The organism is Ruegeria sp. CH5, assembly GCF_056537025.1.
Map to the genome: position 1 here is coordinate 513,050 of NZ_JBQFQT010000001.1, position 23,298 is coordinate 536,347.

Here is a 23,298-nt window from a genome sequence, read left to right on the forward strand (position 1 = left end):
CTCAGCGCAACGCCTCGAGTTCAAGTTCTACGTTGGCCAGGCTGTTCTTACCAAAAAACATCTCAGACCCGACAAACAGGCAGGGCACCCCGAAAACTCCGCGGCGAACGGCCGCTTTTGTCTGATCTTTCAGAGTCTGCTTTGCCAGATCGCCGGTGATCGCCTCACGGATTTTTCGTACGGGCAGGTCACGTTCTTGAATGATGTCGGTCAACACATTCAGGTCGTCAATCTTCTGCCCGTGCACCCATATTGCATCAAAAACGGCGTCTACATATCTGTCTTCCCATGATTTTCCCATCGCTGCGACCGCCCCACGCATGGCGAATTTCGTGTTCAGCGGAAAATAGGGGCTCATATGAAAGTTCAGGCCTCGCCGCCGCGCAAAGCGGTGCAGGTCATGGGTCAGATACGCCGATTTCTTCCGATTTTCCGAGAACGCCCGAAATGGGCTCTGGTTGTTGGTAGCCTTGAAAACTGTGCTCAGAAGAACGGGCACAAAGCGAATCTCGGCCCCGTGGCGCGCGGCGAGATCTGGCAAAACCTTATGAGCGAGGTAAGCGTTCGGGCTGCAAAAGTCGTATACGAATTCCACGTTCTGCGTCATCTGGCACCTCCGGCCGGTGGCGAATTCAGGGGTAACGGCTGCAAATCACGAATCCAGAACGCCGTCAGTCTAGCAGTGTCGCGGGTCGTGGCCGAGAGCAGACTTGCAGATCGCCCGCCCGGCAGTTTGCGCCGGCTGTGTTTTTAGGGCTGTTTTTCTTTGCCACAGGACGGCAGGATTGCGCGCAGGTGAAAGAAAAAACGGGGAAATTTCGGCCAATGCAGTTTGATCGGACGAGGCTGAACCGCATTCAGACATGGATGCAAAGGTATGTGGACGAACGAAAATACCCCGGGTGCGCCTTTCTGTTGAAGCAGCACGGGCGCGAAGTTTTCTTTCACGATTGCGGATTGCGCAGTCTCGAGAGTGATTTGCCGTTCGACCGCGAGACCTTGGTTCGCATCTACTCGATGACCAAGCCGGTGACCACGACAGCGCTGATGATCTTGGTAGAACAAGGTCTGATGCACCTTGAGGCGCCGGTATCCGAGTTTCTGCCGGAATTCTCCGAAATGAAGGTGTTGCGGAAAGACGCGCAATCCATTGAACAAACAGAAGACTCGACGCCGCCGACCCTACATCAATTGCTGACCCACACCAGCGGGCTAAGCTATCCGTTCAATCCGGGCGTTCTGCCTGCCGCAATGGATGCTCAGGACCTGATGTTCAAACCGGACCAGGGTCCACTGGCCGATCAGGTTCGGGCCGTGGCTGCATTGCCGCTGGCATTTCAACCCGGCAGCCGCTGGGAGTATTCGGTCGGCATCGACGTTATCGGACGGGTAGTCGAAGTCGTGTCCGGCAGGAGTTTGGACCAATTCTTTGCCGATGAGATCTTTGGGCCGCTTGGGATGGCCGAAACCGGGTTTTCGGTTCCCAAAGGGGCAGGGGACCGGTTCGCCTCGCTCTACACACCGTTCGAGGGAGACGCGATGGCCCTGAACGCGGCCAGGTCCGGCGGCGAAACGTTGCGATTGGTGGATCAGGCCGGAAACTCGCCATTCGAAGCGGCCACGCTGTTTTCCGGCGGTGGAGGGCTGGTCAGCACGATCGACGATTTTGCCCGTTTCGCCGAGATGCTGCGCGCAAAAGGGAAAGTGGGTGATCAACGACTGCTGGGCCCGAGCACGGTGGACTTCATGATGCGCAACCACTTGCCGGGCGACATCGCGTCCATGGGTCCTCAAAGCTTTGCGGAACAGCCGATGGACGGCATGGGGTTCGGGCTTGGCGGCGCTGTGGTTTTGGACCCGGGCCGTGCTCGTACCCCTGGATCGGTTGGAGATTTCAGTTGGGGCGGAATGGCGTCGACCTTTTTCTGGGTCGACCAAAAGAACGACCTGTCGGCTGTTTTCTTTACGCAGCTATCGCCCTCCAGCTCTTACCCGTCACGCTCGGAACTCAAAGCCCTGGTTCACGCCGCCCTCATTGAATGACCCGCGCGGGCCTGCTAGGCCGATCACGAACAGAACCAGAGAGAGTCGAATGACCGAAGCCGAACGCATCCTGTTGGATTTGCTGGACATTGAACGCCTTGAGGTAGACTTGTTCCGAGGCACCGGGTCCGGCGGTGAAACGCCCACGCGGATCTTCGGTGGTCAGGTCATTGCGCAGGCTCTGGCGGCCGCGTACCGAACGGTCGAAGACCGCCTTTGCCATTCACTGCATGCCTATTTCATCCGTCCGGGTGATCCGGAAATTCCGGTTATCTATCAGGTAGATCGCGCGCGGGATGGCGGATCGTTCACCACACGGCGCGTGGTGGCAATCCAGCACGGCAAGCAGATCCTCAACATGTCGGCCTCGTTCCACATTCAGGATGAAGGCTGGGACCATCAGCACGCGATGCCTGATGTCCCATCGCCCGAAACGCAACCGTCCCGCGATGAATTGCGGCAGAAATATCTGAACCGCGTTCCCGAAAGGCTGCACGCCGAATTGCTGCGCGAACGTCCGATCGAGGTGCGCGAGATTGATCCCCTGGACATATTCCAGCCCGAGAAAAGCGACGACCGAAACCATCTGTGGTTCCGCATGGGAGCAGCGGAACAGGCTGATCACGTGACCCAACACCTGTTGCTGGCCTATGCCTCGGACATGGCGCTACTGAGTTCCGGCATGCGGCCGCACGGGTTGAGCTGGTTCACGGGCGAAATCAATGGCGCGAGCCTGGATCACGCGATCTGGTTTCATGCGCCGGTTCAATTCCAGAATTGGCATCTCTATTCCATGGAGTCGCCATGGACGGGGCAGGGACGCAGCTTCAACCGCGGGTCAATCTATGCGCAGGACGGTACCTTGGTCGCCTCCGTCGCGCAGGAAGGCCTTCTGCGCCGCGCCCGAAAGAAAGTCTAGGTATCGCCTGCAAACTGCTGATTCAACTTATTCATTCCTGAAATCCAACGGTCGTAATCGGCGGTTTTCAAGCGCATGTAGTCCAGAACCTGCGGATGCGGCAGAACCAGAAAGGTCTCGGCGCCAATGGCCTCGACACAAGCCTGTGCCACGTCCTCGGGTTCAAGCATGCCATCAATCGCGGCAACTGAGTCTTCAAACCCTTTCGTCATTTCCGATCGGACGGCCTGAGGACACAAGACCGAGACCCGGATGCCTTTGTCGGCATAGGTCAAAGCCAGCCATTCCGCGAAACCAACCGCCGCATGTTTGGTGACTCCGTATGGCGCGGCTCCGGGCTGGTTGAGCAGCCCCGCAGCGGAAGCCGTGATCAATATGTAGCCGCCGCCGCGCGCAATCATCCGCGGCACCAGATGGCGTGCCGTCCACACATGAGACATGACGTTGATCTTCCAGATCCTGTCCCAATGCGCATCGGGAACATCGAGACCGCCAAGCGTCAGGATGCCGGCGTTGGCGCAGAACAGATCAATGGGGCCGATGCTGGATTCAACGCTTTCGATCATTGCCTGGATTTCGTGTTCGTCGGCCACATCGCATTTGAACGAATGCCCGCCAATGTCTTGGGCGACGGCTTCGGCGCCGGTTTCATCGATATCCGCACAGATCACACGCGCGCCATCCGCAGCGAAGCGCGTCGCCATACCTTTGCCGATGCCGTGGGCTGCACCGGTAACAACTACGATTTTGCCTTGAAGGTCCATCAGCGCATCCTGTCTTGGTTTCACACAGGACCGTAACAGGTTGAAATAGCACCGCCAACGCGAACGTAGCGGTGCCAGGTCTTGCACTTTAATTACATAATACCGATTACGCGCACTTTGGGTTGCGGATCAGTAGAATGCTTGCAACCCGGTCTGCGCCCGCCCCAGGATCAACGCATGAACATCATGCGTGCCCTCGTAGGTATTAACGGTCTCAAGGTTGACCATGTGACGAATGACTTGGAACTCCAACGAGATCCCGTTGCCACCATGCATGTCCCGCGCCATCCGCGCGATATCCAACGCCTTGCCGCAATTGTTCCGCTTGATGATTGAGATCATCTCAGGCGCGGCTTCGGCTTTGTCCATCAGCCGTCCGACCGTCAGGCTGGCCTGCAAACCCAAGGCGACTTCAGTCTGCATGTCCGCCAGCTTCTTCTGGAATAGCTGTGTCTGCGCCAAAGGACGATTGAACTGCTTGCGATCCAATCCATACTGACGCGCCGCGTGCCAGCAGCATTCTGCGGCCCCCATGACACCCCAACTGATGCCATAGCGTGCTCGGTTCAAGCATCCGAACGGCCCCTTCAGGCCCTGGACGTGCGGCAACAACGCACTGTCGTCGACCTCCACGCCATCCATCACGATTTCGCCGGTGATTGACGCGCGCAGGCTAAGCTTGTTTTGGATCTTGGGCGCGCTCAGACCCTTGGCGCCTTTTTCAAGTACGAAGCCGCGGATCTTTCCGTCATGCGCATCGGACTTGGCCCAGACAACAAACACATCGGCGATTGGCGCGTTTGAAATCCACATCTTGCTGCCGGTCAGACGGTAGCCGCCGTCGATCTTTTCTGCCCGGGTTTTCATACCAGCCGGGTCAGATCCCGCATCCGGTTCGGTCAGGCCAAAGCAACCGATCCATTCACCACTGGCCAGTTTCGGCAGGTATTTCCGGCGCTGCTCTTCACTGCCATAGGCATAGATCGGATACATCACCAGCGAGCTTTGCACCGACATCATCGAGCGATAGCCGGAATCCACACGTTCGACCTCGCGCGCGACAAGACCGTAGGTTACGTAACCGGCTCCAATCCCGCCGTATTCCTCGGGAATGGTGGTGCCCAGCAGGCCCATTTCGCCCATCTCGCGGAAGATTTCAGGATCGGTTTCCTCGTTCTGAAACGCCTGAGTTACCCGAGGTTGCAGCTTTTCCTGCGCATACGCACGAGCGCTGTCGGCGATCAGGCGTTCATCCTCGGTCAGTTGATCAGACAGGCGGAACGGATCGTCCCAGGTAAAGCGGCCAAGATCGGGCGCATCCTTTGCGCGCAATGCAGGTTTGGTGTCGGGGGCGTTCATCTTCTGGCTCCAAACTGAAGTTCATACGCACCCTACCCTGCAATTTACGCAAAAAACAGCGAGACATTTGCAAGTTTTCATGAGTAAAACGCATAGATGGATACGCCTCGTCGACTTTTTCCGTCAATTTCTTCGCTTCGCGCGCTCGAAGCATTGGACAGGCTGGGGTCCGCCTCGGCCGCCGCGGAAGAGCTTGCGCTGACCCAGAGCGCCGTCAGCCGGCAACTGCAGACGCTCGAGACCCAACTGGGCGTGCAGCTCATTCTGCGTGACAAGAAGCGATTGGCGTTGACGCCGGTGGCGCAGGACTATGTCGCGGAAATACGACAAGGTCTGAACCAAATTGCGCAGGCCTCCCTGAAACTGCACGTCGCGCCAGTGGGTGGAACGCTAAATCTGGCAATCCTGCCGACATTCGGAATGCGTTGGCTGGTTCCACGGCTGCCGGATTTCGCCCGTTTGCATCCTGACATCACGATCAACATGTCCACGCGCCTGAGGCCGTTCAACTTCTCATCAGAACCCTTTGATGCCGCGTTACATTTCGGGGAACCGGATTGGCCCGGCACCGAGCGCCTGCTGCTCAAAGTGGAAAGGGTTCTGCCGGTATGTGCCCCCTCGCTGCTGCCAGGAGGCGCGCCGGACGATCCGCGCGAATTGCTGAAACTGCCCCTGCTTCACATCCAGACCCGCCCGCGCGCTTGGCAAGACTGGTTCAAACAAATGGGCGTTCCGCATTCAGGCGCCCTGCCCGGTACGGTGCACGATCAATTCACGACCATCAATCAAGCCGCCCTGCATGGGCTGGGCGTCGCCCTGCTGCCCAACTACCTGATCGAGCAAGACCTGGCGACCGGCAGACTTGTTGCAGCCTGCAAGGATCCGGTTGAAACCATGGGGGCCTATTATCTGGTCTGGCCAAGCTCAAAGTCCGAAGATCCGACACTTCGGCACTTCCGTCACTGGTTGGCGTCGCAGGCCCAAAACGACGAAACTCTGCCCAGATAGGCTAATCCAGCGCGTATCCAGCACCTCGAACCGTTCGAAGGGGGTCGGCTCCGCCAAACGCCGTCAACGCCTTGCGCAGTCGACCAATATGGACATCCACGGTGCGGGAATCGACATAGACGTCGCGCCCCCAGGCACGGTCCAATAGCTGATCGCGACTGAACACGCGCCCCGGCTTCTCCATGAAGGTGCACAGCAGCCGGAATTCGGTTGGCCCCATCCGGAGCGGCTTGCCCGCCCGACTGGCCTTGTGGCTTTCGAGGTCCACGACGATGTCGTGATATTCCAGGGTTTCCGCAGCCGCCGCCGGGCGTACCCGACGCAGTTGAGCTCGGATTCGCGCCATCAACTCCGCCATCGAATATGGTTTGGCCACATAGTCATCGGCCCCCGTCTCCAAACCGCGCACCTTGTCCACCTCATCGGACCGCGCCGACAGCATGATAATCGGAATCGCGCGGGTCTGCGGGCGTGCCTTTAGCTGACGACACAGCTCAATCCCGCTGAGATTGGGCATCATCCAGTCAAGAACAATCAGATCAGGCGCCACCTCTTGAACTAGCACCAGGGCTTCTTCGCCGCTTGCCGCCTGAACCACTTCGTACCCGGCGGACTGCATGTTGTACGCCAGCACCTCGCGCAGTGCGGGCTCATCATCGACAATCAGGATAGTCGGCTGGCCCGTTGGCATGCCGGCCACCCCCTACAGAGATTGCGAGGTGTTGTCTGCTTTCGGGCGGGCTTCGGTCGGCCGTTCGCCGGTCACCAGATAGATCACCTGTTCGGCGATGGCAGTGACGTGGTCGCCCATCCGCTCGATGTTCTTGGCGATGAAATGCAGATGCATGCAGGCCGTGATGTTGCGCGGGTCTTCAGCCATGAAGGTCAGCAACTCGCGGAACAGGCCGTTGTACATCTGGTCCACCTCCTGGTCCCGATCGATAACGTCACGGGCCAGCTCAGCATCCCTTTGAATATAGGCGTCCAATGCGTCACGCAGCATCCGCTCAACCTCACGCGCCATGCGGCGCAGTGCGGCGGTGCTGCCGCCGATCTGGTTGGCCTCGACCAAAATGGTGGTGCGCTTGGCGATGTTCTTTGCGTAATCGCCGATGCGTTCCAGGTTGGCCGAAACCTTGAGAACGGACAGCACCAACCGTAGGTCGCCGGCGGTGGGCGCCCGCAGAGCGATCACCCGGGCGGTTTCCTCATTGATCAGGTCCTCAAGCGCATCAATCGCCTTGTCGCCCTGCCGCACCTGCTGCGCAAGCTCCTCGTCCCGCGTTTCCAGCGAACGGGCCGCACCTGTAATCGCGGCTTCGACCAGACCACCCATTTTCATGATGTGGGCCTGAACCGCCTCAAGATCGCGGTCGAAGGCAGATGCAATATGTTGTTCGCTCATGGTCTTTTACCTGTTCTCAGCCGATGCGGCCGGTGATGTAGCTTTCGGTACGCGGGTCTTCGGGGTTGGTGAAGATTTGGGCGGTATCACCGAACTCGACAAGATTGCCCAAGTGAAAAAACGCCGTTTTCTGGCTGACGCGCGCGGCCTGTTGCATCGAATGGGTGACGATCACGACCGAAAACCTCTCACGCAGTTCATCGATCAGCTCTTCGACCTGGGCGGTGGCAATCGGGTCCAGTGCCGAACAGGGCTCGTCCATCAACAGAACTTCGGGTGCCGTGGCGATGGCGCGTGCGATACACAGGCGCTGTTGTTGCCCTCCTGACAAACCAGTACCAGGGGCATCCAGGCGATCCTTCACCTCGTCCCAGATGGCGCCGCGGCGTAGGGATTTCTCGACGATCTCGTCAAGTTCGGCCTTGGTCTTGGCCAGACCATGAATGCGCGGGCCGTATGCGATGTTGTCATAGATCGACTTTGGAAAAGGGTTGGGTTTCTGAAACACCATGCCGACCTTGGCGCGCAGTTGCACGGGGTCGATCCGCTTGTCATAGATGTCTTCCCCATCCAGGCGGATTTCACCCTCGACCCGACAGATGTCGATGGTGTCGTTCATCCGGTTCAGACACCGCAAAAAGGTAGACTTGCCGCACCCCGAGGGCCCGATGAACGCCGTAACGGTCTTGTCCTGGATTTCTACATTCACGTCCTTGATGGCGTGCGTGTCACCATAGAACACGTTCACGTTCCTGGCTGAGACCTTGAGGGTTTCGGTTTCCAATGCGCTATCCACGGGTGGCGGGTCCTTCGTTTTTTGGTCCGAGTACTCGGCTTGACCGTTCCTAGCCTATCACGCGCCAGTCTTACATGGGCAAAATGACGGTGAACACCGCGCCCTTTCCCAAATCACTTTCCACCCGCAACCGACCGCGGTGGCGGTTGATGATGTGCTTGACGATAGCCAGGCCCAGCCCCGTCCCCCCCAACTCGCGCGAGCGGTGGCTGTCGGCGCGGTAAAACCGTTCGGTAAGTCGAGGCAGATGAACCGGATCGATGCCAGGGCCCTTGTCGATGACCCTCACCCGGGCGGCCGGTCCCCGGATCGCGGTATCCTGATCTGAAACCGTCACTTGCACATCGACACCGCCACCGCTGCCGCCATATTTGATCGCGTTTTCAATCAGGTTGGTGAAGACCTGCCGCAGCTGGTCATTGTCGCCCGGAAGGCGAACGGGGTTATCCGGGGCGCTCAGAGACAGGCAAACGCCCGCGTCATCCGCCAAGGGGCGCAACGTCTCGAGCGTCACGCGCAGCAGCTCGATCAGTTCAATCTGCTGCCTTGGCCGAACGCGCTCTTCGCTCTCGACCCGATTCAACGACAGCAGGTCACCGACCAGACGGTTCATCCGGTTGGCCTCGGCTGTCATGATCTTCAGGAATCTGTCCCGGGCCGCCGCGTCATCCTTCGCCGGTCCTTGCAAAGTCTCGATGAAGCCCATCAGAGCGGTCAGTGGGGTACGAAGTTCGTGGCTGACATTGGCAACGAAGTCACGGCGCATCTGGCTGGCCTGTTCAAGGTGGGTCACATCCATGAACGTTGCCAGAACCGCGCCACCGGAAACCGCGCCAACGCCCTGCATGTACCGACAGTGGACCTGAAACGCAGTGTCCTGTGCGCCGTCGTTCGCCAGATGCCGGCTGTTGGCCGGCCCCTTGCTCCGCAAGCTTTTCTCCATCGCTTCGATGACCTGCGGCTGTCGCAGGATCGTCGCAAAATGGCGACCGTCGATGTTTCGGCCCAACAGCGCACGCGCATCCGCGTTCGAGGCGATGATCCGCTCGGTCTGATCGACCATCAATGCGGGCATCGGCAAAGCAGAGACGACTTCGGCAAGCAGTTCGTTGCTCATGACCGGTTCACAGGACCTATGCGACGGGCGAAACGGGCGTCAGCGTTTCCCGGAACTTGCGCATGTTCTCTTGATAGTGGAGCGCGCTGAACGTGATCCGCCGGGCCGCCGCTTCGTCCAGTTGCCGGACCACCTTGCCAGGGGCTCCCATCACCAGCGAGTTGTCGGGGATCTCCTTGCCTTCCGTGATCAGGGCCCCTGCCCCGATCAGGCAGTTCCGGCCGATCTTCGCGCCGTTCAGGACGATGGCTCCCATACCAATCAGGCTGTTGTCACCGACGGTGCAGCCATGCAGCATTACTTTGTGGCCGATGGTGCAGTTCTTTCCGATCGTCAGAGGAAAACCAGCGTCGATATGCATCACGCAGTTCTCCTGCACGTTGCTGCCCTCGCCAACGCGGATTTCTTCGTGATCGGCACGGACGGTGCACCCGAACCAGACGGATGCACCTCGCTCCAGGACGACTTTGCCGATCAGGTTCGCGTCCGGTGCAACCCAGCTGTCTTCGTGGATCTGCGGGACGTCCTGTCCCAATGCGTAAATGGTCATGACATGCTCTCGAATTCGTATTGAAGGGCGCGGACTTGATCCTGCAACCGGGGCTGCTGAATACGGCGCATCCGCTCGGCGCTGACGATCGTCTTCAGCTTTTCCTCGGTTGCGGCCAGATCGTCATTGATCAACACATAGTCGTAGTAGCCCCAATGGCTGATTTCGTCCCAGCTTTTCATCATGCGCTTGGAAATAACGTCGGCGCTGTCCTGACCACGGGTTTCAAGCCGGCGGCGCAGCTCTTTGATCGATGGCGGTAGAATGAAAATGGACAAAGCATGTTTGCCCAGCTCGGAATTCCGGATCTGCACTTCACCCTGCCAGTCCACGTCAAACAGCACGTCCCGCCCGCTCTGGATCGCTTCGCGAACTGGACCAGCTGGTGAGCCGTAGAAATTGCCGAACACATGGGCATGTTCCAGCATCTGCCCATTTGACACCTGCTGGCGGAAATCATCTTCGCTGAGAAAATAGTATTCGCGTCCATGTTCCTCGCCCGGGCGTGGGGCGCGGGTAGTGGCCGAGATCGAAAACTCGAGATCGGTGTCCCACTCCATCAGGCGACGGGCCAAAGTGGATTTTCCGGCACCCGAGGGCGACGAAAGGATGATGAGTAGACCGCGGCGATCCGCCATTACACTTTTCCTTGCTTATTCAACATTTTGAACCTGCTCTCTCAACTGATCGATCACCGCCTTCAACTCCAGGCCGATCGTTGTCAGGTCCGAATTCTGGGATTTGGAGCACAGCGTGTTGGCCTCGCGGTTGAACTCCTGCATCAGGAAATCCAGCTTGCGGCCGACCGGGGCCTCCTGCTCCAGCAGAGTGCGCGCGGCTACGACATGCGCGGCCAGGCGGTCCAGTTCTTCGGTGATGTCCGCCTTGACCGCGATCAGGGCCAACTCCTGCGCCACCCGGTCGGGATCGGCGCCCTGGCTGTTTTCGATGACCCGCGTAAGGTTTTGGCGCAGAGTGTCGGCCATGGCTTCCTTGCGCCGCTCGGCCAGCTCGGTGGCCTGCTCGGTCAGGGTCTGGATCTGATCCAACTGGGCAGACAGGACGGAAGCCAGGGCTTGCCCCTCATCCCGGCGCATTGTCACAAACTCGGCCAGCAGACTGCCAAATTCGGATTTCAACGCCTCGACCAGCGGCGCGGGATCGTCGTCTTCGGCTGCCGCGTCCAGCATACCCTTGAGCATCAGCAGATCGCTGGCCTTTGACGGTGCAAGCGCGACGCCCTTGGTGACCGCCAATTCCTCGGCCTGCGCCAACGCATCCAGCGCGGCGCTCATTGCGCCTTCGTTCAGCTTCAGTTCGGCGGCGGTTTCTTCGCGGGCGACGCGCAGGCTCAGCGTCACGTTGCCCCGGCTGATCTGTTTGGACATATCCGCGCGCAGCGCAGCCTCAAGTCCCGTCAGCCAGTCCGGCACCCGCAACCGCATGTCCAGACCCTTGCCGTTGACACTGCGCAGTTCCCAGCTCCAGCTGTGCGGCCCCAATGCGCCCTTTCCGGATGCAAAACCGGTCATGGATTTGATCATGCCTGCCCTTTCCCACTGCTGCGCAGCCTTGTTCTGCTGCACCTAAAGCTATCGTACCCCATAGGGCAAGACCTTGCCGGATGTGCAATTCATCGCAAGAAGTTAACCATTCCTTAAAGATTTGGTCCAAAATTGAATAAACCCGTGTCAATCTGTCAGTCGAAGGATGGGTCGGCCGCTATCGCTTTGCATGGCGCACGGACCGGATGGCCGCCAATCGACACGAGGTGCATGGTAATGAAAACCTTCTTCTGGAATGGTTCCGGGTCGAAAGCTGGAAAGATCATCGCAATGGATCGCTTTGACAGTGGGCGCAGTCTGTCCCCCATCCGTCAGGCCGAGGCGTATTGGACCGCGCTGCTGAGCGGCGACGGCGTTCCCAAGCGTTCCCAGATCGACCCACGCGGCCTCGAAAACATTCTGGAATACACATTCATTCTGGAACGCATCGCGCCCGGCCTCGCTCGGTTTCGACTGGCGGGAAGCCATCTGAACAAGATCGCGGGGATGGAGGTGCGCGGAATGCCTCTGACCGCCTTCTTTGATCCCAGCGCCCGTGATCAGGTGTCAGAGGCCCTGGAAGAGGTGTTCGCCGCTCCGGCGATCGGTGAGTTCAGCCTTGTTTCAAAAGGCAAGCTCGGCCGGACGCGGCTGCAGGCCCACATGATCCTGTTGCCCCTCAGAAGCGATCTGGGGGATGTCAGCCGGGTGCTGGGTGTGATGGTCAGCGATGGCACGATAGGCGCTACGCCGCGACGGTTCGGAATCGAGGACACTCGGATCCGCACACTGGTGAACATTCAGGATCAGGCCCACAACAGCCGGCTTTTCGAGGCGGGCTTTGCCGAGGATCAGGCCGATTTCCAGAGACCGGCGAAACACCTGCGGCTGGTCTTCTCTCGCGACGAGTAAAAAGCAGAACGGCGGACCCGAGGGCCCGCCGTTTGCGTTTCAATCCGACATGCCTCAGCTTGCTGCGCGGTCCTTTCGGTCGCGGCGCAGGTTGGTCAGCTCTTCAGCCACCAGGAACGCCAGCTCCAGCGACTGCGATGCGTTCAAACGCGGATCGCAGGCGGTGTGGTAGCGGTCCGACAGGTCCTCTTCGCTGACCGCGCGGACGCCGCCGGTGCATTCGGTCACGTCCAGACCGGTCATCTCGAAATGCACGCCGCCGGGGATCGTGCCCTCGGCCTGATGCACGCCGAAGAAATCCCGCACCTCGCGCAGGACCGATTCGAACGGCCGGGTCTTGTAGCCGGTGGCCGACTTGATCGTGTTGCCGTGCATCGGGTCGCAGACCCAGGTCACCTTGGCACCCTCTTCCTTGACGGCCTTGATCAGGCGCGGCAGGTGCTCGCCCGCCTTGCCCGCGCCGAAGCGCGCGATCAGGGTCAGACGGCCTTCTTCGTTGTCCGGGTTCAGCTTGGACATCAGAACCTTGAGGTCCTCGGCCGTGGTGGTCGGTCCGCATTTCAGACCGATCGGGTTCAGCACGCCGCGGCAGAATTCGACATGCGCGCCGTCGGGCTGACGGGTGCGGTCGCCGATCCAGATCATGTGGCCCGAGCCGGCCAGCCATTTGCCCGAAGTCGAATCCAGTCGCGTCAGCGCTTCTTCGTACTCCAACAGCAGTCCTTCGTGGCTGGTGTAGAACTCGACGGTCGAGAATTCATGGGTGGTATCCGCGGTGATACCGGCGGCCTCCATGAAGTCGATCGTGTCCTGAATGCGGTCGGCGATCTCGGAGTATTTCTGCACGTCCTGTTCGTTGGTAAAGCCCAAGGTCCAGGAATGCACACGGCTCATGTCCGCGAAACCGCCGGTCGAGAACGCGCGCAGCAGGTTCAGAGTGGCTGCAGCCTGGGTATAGGCCTGCAGCATCTTTTCCGGGTTCGGGATACGTGCTTCGGGCGTGAAGGCCAGTTCGTTGATGATGTCACCACGGTAGCTGGGCAGTTCCACACCATCGATCACTTCGGTCGGCGCGCTGCGCGGCTTGGCGAACTGGCCAGCCATACGGCCCACCTTGACCACCGGAACCTTGGCACCATAGGTCAGAACCATCGCCATCTGCAGCATCACCTTGAAGGTGTCGCGGATCGCATCGGCGCTGAACTGGTCGAAGCTTTCGGCGCAGTCCCCACCCTGCAGCAGGAAGGCCTCGCCACGGCCGGCCGCGCCCAAGTGCTGTTTCAGACGCCGGGCCTCGCCCGCAAAAACCAGCGGGGGATACTGCGAAAGCTTGGCCTCGACTTTGGCCAGCGCGGCCGCGTCGGTATAGTCTGGCATCTGAACCCGCGGCTTGCTGCGCCAGTTCGTTTTTTGCCACTCGGTCATAGCTTTGATCTCCGCTGAGGTAATTCAGGTGGTCTCTATACAAAATCCATAGACCAGAGACCATATCCGATTTGCGCCTCTTGACGTCGGAAACAAGCTTTGAGCATGGTGTCGGTCAAATTCGCCGCAGGCCTTGGGCCTCGGCCCGCCGAATCAAGGACAGTTCGCCATGCAAGAGCAACGCCAAGTTGTCACTGTGGACAAGCGCGCGGCCAAGCCGCTCAATTTCGTATTCGTGTTGCTCGACAAGTTTTCGTTGCTGTCCTTTGCCTCGGCACTGGACAGCCTTCGGATTGCCAATCGGATGGCGGATCAGCAGATCTATACCTGGTCGCTGGCCGGTGAAGGCGGAGAGGTGGTCAGCTGCTCGGCCGGGACGACGTTCGAGCTTGACCGCGATCTGGACGAACTGCAGCGGGACGAGGTGATCCTTGTATGTGGCGGCGTCGATGTTCAGGCGGCGACCACCAAAAAGGTTCTGAACTGGCTGCGCCGCGAGGCCCGCAAAGGTCTGAAGATCGGTGGCTTGTGCACGGCGGCCTATACCCTTGCCAAGGCCGGCCTGCTGGACGGCAAACGCGCCACCATCCACTGGGAAAACGCCGACAGCTTTGCGGAAGAGTTCGAAAATGTCGAACTGACGAAATCCGTCTTTCTGATCGACGGCAACCGGATGACAACGGCTGGTGGCACCTCGTCAATCGACCTGATGCTGAAGCTGATTGCCGATGACTACGGTGAGGAGTTGGCCAACGCCGTGGCCGACCAGATGATCTATTCCTCTATCCGCACCGATCAGGACACCCAGCGCCTGTCGACGCCCACGCGGATCGGTGTGCGCCACCCCAAGCTGAGCCAGGTCATCCTGATGATGGAGAAGAACATCGAGGAGCCGATTTCGCCCTCGATCCTGGCCAAGGATGTTGGCATGTCGACCCGCCAGCTCGAGCGGCTGTTCCGTCGGTATCTGAGCCGTTCGCCCAAGCGCTATTACATGGAACTGCGGCTGCACAAGGCGCGCAACCTGCTGATGCAGACCGACATGAGCGTGATCAACGTGGCCTTGGCTTGCGGCTTTGCCAGCCCCAGCCATTTCTCGAAATGCTACCGCGCGCATTACAACACCACGCCCTATCGCGAGCGTGGCACCCAGAGCGGGCGGCTGTCGGTCTGACGCCTAGAACATGCCCAGAATGGGCTCGGCGCGTGTGTTGATGCTGAACTGCAGAACTAGCACGCCGTCGTGGCGTTTATGCAAAAGAGCGTAATAGTAGAGATAGCTGTTCTTGTCGTTCCAGTAGATCCGCATTTCCTGCGCGAACCCGTTCTCAAGCTCGACCCGTTTGGCAACGTCGGCATTGGTCAGGTAGTACGGGACAAGGTCACGCAGCTGCCCTTGCAGGACTTGCATCTGCTGCGGCGTGTATTCGTCGGCGCCGCTCAACCGGTTGATGACGTTCGAGAACTCGCGGTTCTTGATCTTGGTGTCGACGAAGGCTTCGTAATCGGCATAGGTCGCAAAGACCGCGTCGGCCGCGGCGGGAAGTGTCGAAAGGGACAAAAATATCGCTGCGAGAATGCGGAACATGTCAATCCTCTTAGAAGTGTATCGCTGCACTCCTAGGACGAACGGGAAATCCTGTAAACCGCACCCTGCCCGACCGAGATGAACCAGATCGCACCGTCTGGGGCCTGCACGATGTCACGGACCCGTTCGGTCTCGGGGCCTTTGATCTGCTCGACCTCGCGCAACGGGTTGCCGGACAGCCGTGCGATATAGTCGAATTTCAGCGAACCCACGAAGATGTCACCCCGCCATTCGGGAAACATCCCGCCGGAATAGACCATCAAGCCCGACGGCGCGATGGAGGGGTCCCAGTACAAGCGCGGCTGTTCCATTCCGTCTTTGCTGGTGCCTTCGCCAATCTTCTCTCCGGAATAATGCGTCCCGTAGGAAATGACCGGCCAACCGTAGTTGGCGCCGGGTTTCACAAGGTTCACCTCGTCCCCGCCCTTGGCGCCATGTTCCGAGACCCACAACCGGCCACTCGTATCAATATCAGCGCCTTGCGGATTGCGATGACCAAAGGACCAGATCTCGGGGCGGATGCCTTCTTGCGCGACAAACGGATTATCCGCCGGGATCGAGCCATCGCGGTTGATCCGAATAACCGTCCCCATGTGGTTCGAGCGGTCCTGTGCGGTCGGCCTGTCGCCACGATCCCCCAAAGTGATGAACAGCGTCCCGTCCTGCGCCTCGACCACGCGCGATCCGAAATGCCGGCCACCCGAGCCGCCGGGAACCGCTTCGAATATCACCTTAAAGTTGGTCAGCCGCTTGCCGTTCTCGGACAGGCGCGCCACGGCAACCGCCGTACCGGCCCCGCCGCTCTGCGGCTTCGAGAATGTGAGAAACACCTCTCTGGTGCGGTCAAAATCGCGGGCTATGGTTACGTCCAGCAGACCGCCCTGCCCCTGCGCCGCGACTTTCGGAACGCCCCGGACCTTGGTGGCCTTGCCGTCACGTGCCAAAAGCAACTGGCCGTCGCGCTCGGTAACCAAAAAACTGCCATCGGGCAGCAGGCCGATCGCCCAGGGCGTATCGAGGCCGGCAAGCATGGTCATGACCGAGACCTCGCCTGCGGATGTCTTCAATGACTCGCCCGACGCGACGCTGCCGCAAATCATCAGAATGAGAATCGTGAAAACCCTGATCATATCTATCGCTCCAATCCCGGTCAGAATGAGCCGCCCGGGAACCAAACCCTAGAAAACAAATAGAGTTGTTCAGCCAAAAGACACATTCCTGTTTGGACTTTTCTTTTCTGAACAGCTTGCCTAGGGTCTTGCTCAGAACGAATACGTTCCAACAAGGGAGTAACCTAATGAAAAAGCTGCTTACTGCGACTGCAGCAACCGCATTGCTGGCCGGTGCCGCAATGGCCGAAGACGTCAAACTGGGCGTTCTGTTCGGATTTACCGGGCCGATTGAATCACTGGCCCCGGCAATGGGTTCGGGCGCTGAACTGGCGATGGCCGAAGTGACCGAATCCGGCAAGCTGCTGGGCGGCGCCACCGTCACCCCGTCGCGCGCCGATACCGGCTGCATCGACAACGGCCTGGCCACCTCGAACGGCGAACGCATGATCGCCGATGGCGTCGCCGGCATCATCGGCGGCGACTGCTCGGGTGTAACTGGCGCAATCCTGCAGAACGTCGCTATTCCGAATGGCATGGTCATGATCTCGCCGTCAGCGACCTCACCCGGTCTGTCGACGATGGAAGACAACGGGCTGTTCTTCCGCACCGCCCCGTCGGATGCGCGCGAAGGTCAGGTTATGGCCGACATTCTGAAAGACCGCGGCATCAACTCGATCGCTCTGACCTATACCAACAACGACTACGGCAAAGGTCTGGCCGACGCGATCCAGTCGTCGTTCGAGGCCGTGGGCGGTGAAGTGACCATCGTTGCAGCACATGAAGACGGCAAAGCGGACTATTCGGCCGAAGTCGGCGCACTGGCCTCGGCGGGTGGGGACATCCTCGTGGTTGCCGGTTACCTGGATCAGGGTGGTCTGGGCATCATCCAGTCCGCTCTGGACAGCGGCGCTTTCGACACGTTCGGTCTGCCGGGCGGCATGATCGGTGACTCGCTGCCTGCGAATGTCGGCCCCGATCTGGACGGCTCGTTTGGTCAGATCGCCGGTTCGGGCGGTGAAGGCGCTGAAAAGTATTTTGCCATGGCCGAAGCCGCGGGCTTTGACGGCTCGTCGCCCTACTCGCCTGAAAGCTATGACGCAGCCGCGCTGTTCATGCTGGCCATGCAGGCCGCAGGGTCGGCCGATCCGGCCCAGTACGGTGGCAAGATCCTGGATGTGGCCAACGCCCCCGGCGAGAAGATCTATCCGGGTGAACTGGCCAAGGGTCTGGAACTGCTGGCCGCGGGTCAGGACATCGACTATGTCGGCGCTTCGGGTGTCGAACTGATCGGTCCGGGCGAAAGCGCTGGGTCCTACCGCGAGATCGAAGTGAAAGACGGCAAGAACGAGACCGTCAAGTTCCGTTGATCCGTCAGCTGACCGCATGATACCAAGCAGCCCGGGCCTTGTGCCTGGGCTGTTTCAATGACAAAAGGCGCCACCTTATCTTGGGGATGGGGCAACACGAAGAACCGCGAAAGCCGCGGACAGGGGAACACATGATCGTCGTCGAGGACGTGCACAAGCATTTCGGCGGTTTCCATGCGGTGGACGGGGCATCGCTGGAGATCGAAAAGGGCTCGATTACCGGCCTGATCGGTCCAAACGGGGCCGGAAAAACCACTCTTTTCAATGTGATCGCGGGTGTTCTGCCTCCGACCAGCGGCAAGGTCTGGATGGACGGCGAAGACATCACCGGCCTGCCGCCCCATGATCTGTTTCACAAGGGGCTGTTGCGCACGTTCCAGATTGCGCACGAGTTCTCGTCGATGACATGCCGCGAAAACCTGATGATGGTCCCCGGCGGCCAATCCGGTGAATCGCTGTGGAACACATGGTTCGGCCGCAAGCGGATTGCGGATGAAGAGCGCGCGCTGCGCGCCAAGGCCGACGAGGTGCTGGAGTTCCTGACCATCGAACATTTGGCCGACCACAAGGCGGGTCAGGTCTCGGGCGGCCAGAAAAAGCTGCTGGAACTGGGTCGCACGATGATGGTGGACGCCAAGATCGTGTTCCTGGACGAGGTCGGCGCAGGCGTGAATCGCACCCTGCTCATGACCATCGCCGATACGATCCTGCGTCTGAACAAGGAACGCGGCTACACCTTCGTCGTGATCGAACACGACATGGATTTCATCGGCAAGATCTGCGATCCGGTGATCTGCATGGCCGAGGGCAAGGTTCTGGCGCAAGGCACACTGGACGAGATCAAGGCCAACGAGCATGTCATCGAGGCCTATCTGGGCACTGGGCTCAAGAACAAAGACCAGTTGGAGGCCGGGGCATGAGCGACAACCCCTATCAGGACGACAAGGGCAACAAGGACGCCTCGATCACCAACACGCATGGCATCGGCACGATGACGCCGGCCCATCGGGTCAGCGGCAAGACCCACCGGGTAGAGGGCGGTCCATTCCTGATCGGTGACACCATGACCGGCGGGTACGGCAAAGGCCCCGACATTCTGCACGATTGCACGATCGCCGTGGACAAGGGCGAAATCGCCGTGATCGTCGGCCCCAACGGCGCTGGCAAATCCACCGCGATGAAGGCCGTTTTCGGCATGCTGGACGTGCGCGCCGGATCGGTGCGGTTGGATGGAGAGGACATCACCAACCTCAGCCCACAGGACCGAGTTATCAAGGGCATGGGCTTTGTGCCCCAAACGCAGAACATTTTCACCTCGATGACGGTTCAAGAAAATCTGGAAATGGGCGCGTTCATTCGCACGGATGATTTCTCGGACACGATGGAACAGGTGTTCGAGCTGTTCCCGATCCTGAGAGACAAACGCAACCAGGCGGCGGGCGAGCTCTCGGGCGGACAGCGCCAGCAAGTGGCCGTCGGCCGCGCGCTTATGACCAAGCCGAAGGTGTTGATGCTGGACGAACCGACCGCGGGCGTTTCGCCGATCGTGATGGACGAGCTGTTCGACCGCATCATCGAAGTGTCGCGCACCGGCCTTCCGATCCTGATGGTGGAACAGAACGCCCGCCAGGCGCTTGAGATCGCGGACAAGGGTTATGTGCTGGTCCAGGGGCGAAACGCATACACTGGTACCGGCAAGGAACTGCTGGCGGACGAGGAAGTGCGCAAGTCGTTTTTGGGCGGCTAACCGACGCTTTTCAGAAATCGGTTTTTTCATGGGGCCGGTCGGGATTCTCGACTGGCCCTTTTGCTTGATCGCTTTGCGCAAAATTGAAGGCCAGAAGATGGCAATCGGTGTTTTCAGCTATGCCCTTCTTCCTGAGAACCCTTATTAGGCATCTGAAAAATATAAATTATTTCCTGGCAGCGCACCGGTTCAAAAAGCCTGTGGAATTTCCCAGAATGCCAATCTGCTGCTTTAATCAGGTCAAATTTCAAAAATATCGCTGCGCCCGAACCACCACACCAATCCCCGAAACGCGCCCCAGTTGGGGGCACAGAAATTGGAAGTCAAAATGAAGAAATGGATGATCGCCGCACTGGTCGCACACTTGGCAACTGGCGCTGTGGCTCAGCAACGCGAATTTGTGTGCATATCGGATATTGATGGAACCGAGTACCGGCTGACGCGGCTTGAAGGCAAGCAAAAGGGATCGGTCAAATTCGGTGACACGACCGGGGATGCTCAGGTGTTTCCTGGCCTGAACAACATGACGTTCATCCTGGCGACCGAACAGCATGTCATGACCTTCTTCGTCAAAAGCCCGGATCTGTCCTACAACCTGTCCATTCGCCGTCCGGTCCTTCAGAATGACCGCGGCCAATGCACGGAAACCGGTGCCTAGCCCCGCAATCATCTGCGATTTCAGGCCGCGTCCCACATGGTGACGCGGTCTTTTTCTTTCGGGGATCAGCAGACGGTTGGAGCGCGTGTGATCAATGTCCGCCAAACCGCATAAAAACATGCACAAAGCCGCAAAAATCATGCTCCAAATTGTTGTGTCTTTCGTCGGCGTCATGCCATAAAGCCGCACCCGGACAGTGAGAAGAACATAATGGACCTACTGAATGCGCTTGTTGCGCTTGCGAACTTTGTGATCGTGCCCGCGGTTGCCTATGGCAGCCAGTTGGCACTTGGGGCGCTGGGGGTCACCCTGATCTACGGCATCCTGCGGTTTTCCAACTTTGCCCACGGGGATACGATGGCCTTCGGCGCAATGATCGCCGTGCTGGTCACCTGGGGTCTTCAGGCCGCAGGGATCGGGTTCGGGCCCTTGCCGACGGCGCTTCTAGCGCTTCCGTTTGCGATCCTCGGGTGCATCCTTCTGGTGCTGATCACCGACAGGCTGGTCTATCGTTTCTATCGCGAGCAAAAAGCCAAACCTGTGATCCTGGTGATCGTATCCATGGGTGTGATGTTCATCATGAATGGGCTGGTGCGTTTCATCATCGGCCCCGATGACCAACGGTTCTCGGATGGGGCTCGGTTCCTGATTTCTGCGCGGGATTTCAAAAAGATGACCGGGCTGGATGAGGGGCTTGCGATCAAGACCTCGCAGGGCATCACCGTGATCGTCGCCGTCGTTGCCGTAGCCTTGCTGTTCTGGTTCCTCAACAAGACCCGCACCGGCAAGTCGATGCGCGCTTATTCCGACAACGAGGATCTGGCCTTGTTGTCCGGCATCAACCCGGAACGTGTGGTGATGATCACCTGGATCATCGTTGCGGCACTAGCCACGACGGCCGGGGTTCTCTACGGGCTGGACAAGAGCTTCAAGCCATTCGTCTATTTCCAGCTGCTTCTGCCGATCTTTGCCTCTGCCATCGTGGGCGGATTGGGCAACCCGATTGGGGCGATCGCAGGCGGATTCATCATCGCCTTTTCCGAAGTCACGATCACTTATGCCTGGAAGAAGGTGCTGACCTACCTTGCTCCGGAAAGCCTCGAACCTTCGGGCCTCGTGCAGTTCCTGTCCACCGATTACAAATTCGCCGTCAGCTTCGTCATTCTGCTGATCGTGCTTCTGTTCAAGCCAACGGGTCTGTTCAAGGGGAAAGCGGTATGAACGAAGCAGTCAAAAACACCCTGCTTTTCGTGATTGTCGGCGGGCTGATCCTGTTGACCGGTTTCGTTCAAAGCTGGAACACGGCGATCTTGATCCTGAACATGGGTCTGATTTCCGCGATCATGGCGATCGGTGTGAACCTGCAATGGGGCTTTGCCGGATTGTTCAATGTCGGCGTCATGGGTTTTGTCGCGCTGGGTGGACTTGCGGTTGTGCTGGTCTCTACCCCTCCGACACCCGGAGCCTGGTCCGCGGGCGGGTACGGGATCGTGCTGGCGCTTCTGCTGGGGGCGGCGACCGTTGTCGCAGCCGTGATGGCCGCGCAAAAAATGCCCAAGGGCCGGGCACGAACGCTGGCGATCATCGCAATCCTCGTCGTCGGGTTCTTCGTCTATCGCGCGGTGTTCGACCCGAGCATCGCTGCCGTCGAAGCCATCGACCCAGCCATTGCCGGAAATATCGGCGGGCTGAATCTTCCGGTGCTGCTTGCGTGGCCGGCGGGTGGGCTGTTGGCCGCGGGCGCTGCCTGGCTGATTGGCAAGACGGCCTTGGGTCTGCGCTCGGACTACCTTGCGATTGCCACGCTGGGCATCGCCGAGATCATCATTGCGATCATGAAAAACGAGGACTGGTTGGCTCGAGGGGTAAAGAACGTCTACGGCATCCCCCGCCCCTCACCTATTGTGGGCTATGAGATTGACCTGCAGAGCGACCCGACCTTCGTCGAACGTGCAGCCTCATTCGGGCTGGACCCGGTGACCGCTTCGACCCTGTGGGTGAAACTGGGTTATGCCTTCCTGTTTCTGATCGTGCTTCTCATCCTGCTCTGGATGGCTCAGATGGCTCTCAAAAGCCCGTGGGGCCGCATGATGCGCGCGATCCGCGACAACGAGGTCGCCGCCGAAGCCATGGGCAAGGACGTCACCCGCCGTCATCTGCAGATCTTCGTTCTGGGCTCGGCCATCTGTGGCATTGCCGGGGCGATGATGACCACGCTGGACGGCCAACTGACACCCAGCGCCTACCAACCGCTCCGGTTCACCTTCCTTGTCTGGGTGATGGTGATCGTCGGCGGTTCCGGCAACAATTTCGGCTCGGTCCTGGGGGCCTTTCTGATCTGGTTCCTTTGGGTCGAGGTCGAACCCATCGGTCTTTGGCTTATGAACCTGATCACTTCCAGCATGCCGGACGGCAGCGCGCTGAAAGCCCACCTGATCGAAAGCACGGCACATATGCGCCTGTTCACGATGGGGCTTATCCTGCTGATTGTTCTTAGATTCAGCCCAAGGGGCCTGATCCCCGAAAAGTAGACATCTTTCATCACGAAACCGTCAGGCCGCGCCATGCAAATGGCGCGGTTTCTTGATTGCAGCTTGAAAAATCAATAGACGCATTCACACTCTATGAACCATACCGGCGCATATTGTTCGAAAGACCACTCACCTGGTGCGCCGTTCGTAACGAGTAAACTCTGACCCAGAAGAAAAGTTTTTGCACCATGAAGACTTCCACAAAGAAAATTGCCCTTATGGCTCCGGTCCTGGCTGTTGTGGCCGGATGCATCCCGAGCCCACGTGAACTGGAAACCACACCCGTCCAGGTACAGACGCCAAAGGGCGTCGTGACCTGCCAACTGTACCGCCAGGATCGGGTTGACTGGGATCGCGCGATTGATTTCCCGGCCACCAAGATGTCGGTTCCCGAAGCTGACGCCTATTGTCAGCAGGAAGGACAGCGGCGCCTCAAGCGCTGATGCGGCACGC

The 23,298-nt window shown here is 59.2% G+C and carries 25 protein-coding genes; 11 read left to right on the top strand and 14 right to left on the bottom strand.

Going from position 1 to position 23,298, the window contains the following annotated elements; all coding sequences use genetic code 11:
- Position 1: 1 nt before the first annotated feature.
- Positions 2–607 carry a 2-hydroxychromene-2-carboxylate isomerase gene (locus ACR0JC_RS02520; protein WP_170339173.1) on the bottom strand — a complete coding sequence of 202 codons (606 nt, stop codon included), beginning with the start codon at positions 605–607 and terminating at the stop codon, positions 2–4.
- A 218-nt stretch (positions 608–825) separates the two neighbouring features.
- Here ACR0JC_RS02520 and ACR0JC_RS02525 point away from each other — a divergent pair, with 218 nt between their 5' ends.
- Both ACR0JC_RS02525 and ACR0JC_RS02530 read left to right on the top strand, forming a co-directional pair.
- Positions 826–2,043 carry a serine hydrolase domain-containing protein gene (locus ACR0JC_RS02525; RefSeq protein WP_170339171.1) on the top strand — a complete coding sequence of 406 codons (1,218 nt, stop codon included), beginning with the start codon at positions 826–828 and terminating at the stop codon, positions 2,041–2,043.
- A gap of 49 nt (positions 2,044–2,092) precedes the next feature.
- On the top strand, positions 2,093–2,962 hold the full coding sequence (locus tag ACR0JC_RS02530) for an acyl-CoA thioesterase (RefSeq protein ID WP_170339169.1): 870 nt from the start codon (positions 2,093–2,095) through the stop codon (positions 2,960–2,962).
- Here the strand turns inward: ACR0JC_RS02530 and ACR0JC_RS02535 are convergent.
- Together ACR0JC_RS02535 and ACR0JC_RS02540 are read right to left on the bottom strand one after the other, a co-directional pair.
- On the bottom strand, positions 2,959–3,726 hold the full coding sequence (locus ACR0JC_RS02535) for an SDR family oxidoreductase (RefSeq protein ID WP_170339167.1): 768 nt from the start codon (positions 3,724–3,726) through the stop codon (positions 2,959–2,961). The genes ACR0JC_RS02530 and ACR0JC_RS02535 overlap by 4 nt on opposite strands.
- A gap of 129 nt (positions 3,727–3,855) precedes the next feature.
- Complete coding sequence (locus ACR0JC_RS02540; protein WP_093962065.1) at positions 3,856–5,085, bottom strand: acyl-CoA dehydrogenase; 1,230 nt, start codon at positions 5,083–5,085, stop codon at positions 3,856–3,858.
- A 96-nt stretch (positions 5,086–5,181) separates the two neighbouring features.
- Here ACR0JC_RS02540 and ACR0JC_RS02545 point away from each other — a divergent pair, with 96 nt between their 5' ends.
- Positions 5,182–6,093, top strand: coding sequence for a LysR family transcriptional regulator (locus tag ACR0JC_RS02545; protein WP_170339164.1), 912 nt, complete (start codon positions 5,182–5,184; stop codon positions 6,091–6,093).
- A 1-nt stretch (position 6,094) separates the two neighbouring features.
- Here the strand turns inward: ACR0JC_RS02545 and phoB are convergent, their stop codons facing one another.
- The 7 genes from phoB to ACR0JC_RS02580 all read right to left on the bottom strand — a co-directional run bounded on the left by phoB (position 6,095) and on the right by ACR0JC_RS02580 (position 11,505).
- Positions 6,095–6,784 carry a phosphate regulon transcriptional regulator PhoB gene (gene phoB, locus ACR0JC_RS02550; protein ID WP_170339162.1) on the bottom strand — a complete coding sequence of 230 codons (690 nt, stop codon included), beginning with the start codon at positions 6,782–6,784 and terminating at the stop codon, positions 6,095–6,097.
- Between the two features lie 12 nt (positions 6,785–6,796).
- A complete protein-coding gene (gene phoU / locus ACR0JC_RS02555; RefSeq protein WP_093962068.1) occupies positions 6,797–7,498 on the bottom strand; it encodes a phosphate signaling complex protein PhoU in 702 nt (233 codons plus the stop codon).
- 16 nt (positions 7,499–7,514) lie between these two features.
- Positions 7,515–8,294, bottom strand: a complete 780-nt coding sequence (gene pstB / locus ACR0JC_RS02560; protein WP_260066122.1) for a phosphate ABC transporter ATP-binding protein PstB — start codon at positions 8,292–8,294, stop codon at positions 7,515–7,517.
- Between the two features lie 70 nt (positions 8,295–8,364).
- Positions 8,365–9,411, bottom strand: a complete 1,047-nt coding sequence (locus ACR0JC_RS02565; protein WP_170339160.1) for a sensor histidine kinase — start codon at positions 9,409–9,411, stop codon at positions 8,365–8,367.
- 16 nt (positions 9,412–9,427) lie between these two features.
- Complete coding sequence (locus ACR0JC_RS02570) at positions 9,428–9,961, bottom strand: gamma carbonic anhydrase family protein (protein WP_170339158.1); 534 nt, start codon at positions 9,959–9,961, stop codon at positions 9,428–9,430.
- Positions 9,958–10,599, bottom strand: coding sequence for a guanylate kinase (gene gmk / locus ACR0JC_RS02575; protein WP_480763134.1), 642 nt, complete (start codon positions 10,597–10,599; stop codon positions 9,958–9,960). The genes ACR0JC_RS02570 and gmk overlap by 4 nt, the downstream gene beginning before the upstream one ends.
- Positions 10,600–10,614: 15 nt before the next feature.
- On the bottom strand, positions 10,615–11,505 hold the full coding sequence (locus ACR0JC_RS02580) for a YicC/YloC family endoribonuclease (RefSeq protein WP_170340052.1): 891 nt from the start codon (positions 11,503–11,505) through the stop codon (positions 10,615–10,617).
- A 237-nt stretch (positions 11,506–11,742) separates the two neighbouring features.
- Between ACR0JC_RS02580 and ACR0JC_RS02585 the strand changes: the two genes are divergently transcribed.
- On the top strand, positions 11,743–12,417 hold the full coding sequence (locus ACR0JC_RS02585; protein WP_170339153.1) for a PAS domain-containing protein: 675 nt from the start codon (positions 11,743–11,745) through the stop codon (positions 12,415–12,417).
- A 54-nt stretch (positions 12,418–12,471) separates the two neighbouring features.
- Here ACR0JC_RS02585 and ACR0JC_RS02590 read toward each other — a convergent pair whose 3' ends face one another.
- Complete coding sequence (locus ACR0JC_RS02590) at positions 12,472–13,842, bottom strand: class II 3-deoxy-7-phosphoheptulonate synthase (RefSeq protein WP_170339151.1); 1,371 nt, start codon at positions 13,840–13,842, stop codon at positions 12,472–12,474.
- Positions 13,843–14,011: 169 nt separating this feature from the next.
- Between ACR0JC_RS02590 and ACR0JC_RS02595 the strand changes: the two genes are divergently transcribed.
- Positions 14,012–15,016: a GlxA family transcriptional regulator gene (locus tag ACR0JC_RS02595; protein ID WP_170338595.1), complete on the top strand. Its 1,005-nt coding sequence runs from the start codon at positions 14,012–14,014 to the stop codon at positions 15,014–15,016.
- A gap of 3 nt (positions 15,017–15,019) precedes the next feature.
- On the opposite strand, the gene ACR0JC_RS02600 is transcribed toward ACR0JC_RS02595, so the two are convergent.
- Positions 15,020–15,430: a hypothetical protein gene (locus ACR0JC_RS02600; RefSeq protein WP_170339148.1), complete on the bottom strand. Its 411-nt coding sequence runs from the start codon at positions 15,428–15,430 to the stop codon at positions 15,020–15,022.
- A 32-nt stretch (positions 15,431–15,462) separates the two neighbouring features.
- Complete coding sequence (locus ACR0JC_RS02605; RefSeq protein WP_170339146.1) at positions 15,463–16,560, bottom strand: PQQ-dependent sugar dehydrogenase; 1,098 nt, start codon at positions 16,558–16,560, stop codon at positions 15,463–15,465.
- 167 nt (positions 16,561–16,727) lie between these two features.
- Between ACR0JC_RS02605 and ACR0JC_RS02610 the strand changes: the two genes are divergently transcribed.
- The 3 genes from ACR0JC_RS02610 to ACR0JC_RS02620 all read left to right on the top strand — a co-directional run bounded on the left by ACR0JC_RS02610 (position 16,728) and on the right by ACR0JC_RS02620 (position 19,656).
- Positions 16,728–17,909, top strand: coding sequence for an ABC transporter substrate-binding protein (locus ACR0JC_RS02610; RefSeq protein WP_170338589.1), 1,182 nt, complete (start codon positions 16,728–16,730; stop codon positions 17,907–17,909).
- Between the two features lie 131 nt (positions 17,910–18,040).
- The gene (locus ACR0JC_RS02615) at positions 18,041–18,829 is read left to right on the top strand and encodes an ABC transporter ATP-binding protein (protein WP_093962961.1); all 789 of its coding nucleotides are present in this window, start codon (positions 18,041–18,043) and stop codon (positions 18,827–18,829) included.
- Complete coding sequence (locus ACR0JC_RS02620; protein ID WP_170338588.1) at positions 18,826–19,656, top strand: ABC transporter ATP-binding protein; 831 nt, start codon at positions 18,826–18,828, stop codon at positions 19,654–19,656. Before ACR0JC_RS02615 ends, ACR0JC_RS02620 begins: the two co-directional genes overlap by 4 nt.
- Before the next feature lie 247 nt (positions 19,657–19,903).
- Here ACR0JC_RS02620 and ACR0JC_RS02625 read toward each other — a convergent pair whose 3' ends face one another.
- Positions 19,904–20,488: a hypothetical protein gene (locus ACR0JC_RS02625; RefSeq protein ID WP_170339143.1), complete on the bottom strand. Its 585-nt coding sequence runs from the start codon at positions 20,486–20,488 to the stop codon at positions 19,904–19,906.
- Positions 20,489–20,524: 36 nt separating this feature from the next.
- Between ACR0JC_RS02625 and ACR0JC_RS02630 the strand changes: the two genes are divergently transcribed.
- The 3 genes from ACR0JC_RS02630 (at position 20,525) to ACR0JC_RS02640 (ending at position 23,288) form a co-directional block, all read left to right on the top strand.
- Complete coding sequence (locus ACR0JC_RS02630) at positions 20,525–21,535, top strand: branched-chain amino acid ABC transporter permease (protein ID WP_093962081.1); 1,011 nt, start codon at positions 20,525–20,527, stop codon at positions 21,533–21,535.
- Positions 21,532–22,845, top strand: coding sequence for a branched-chain amino acid ABC transporter permease (locus ACR0JC_RS02635; RefSeq protein WP_170338584.1), 1,314 nt, complete (start codon positions 21,532–21,534; stop codon positions 22,843–22,845). The genes ACR0JC_RS02630 and ACR0JC_RS02635 overlap by 4 nt, the downstream gene beginning before the upstream one ends.
- Positions 22,846–23,033: 188 nt before the next feature.
- On the top strand, positions 23,034–23,288 hold the full coding sequence (locus tag ACR0JC_RS02640) for a hypothetical protein (protein WP_170339141.1): 255 nt from the start codon (positions 23,034–23,036) through the stop codon (positions 23,286–23,288).
- Positions 23,289–23,298 lie beyond the last annotated feature (10 nt).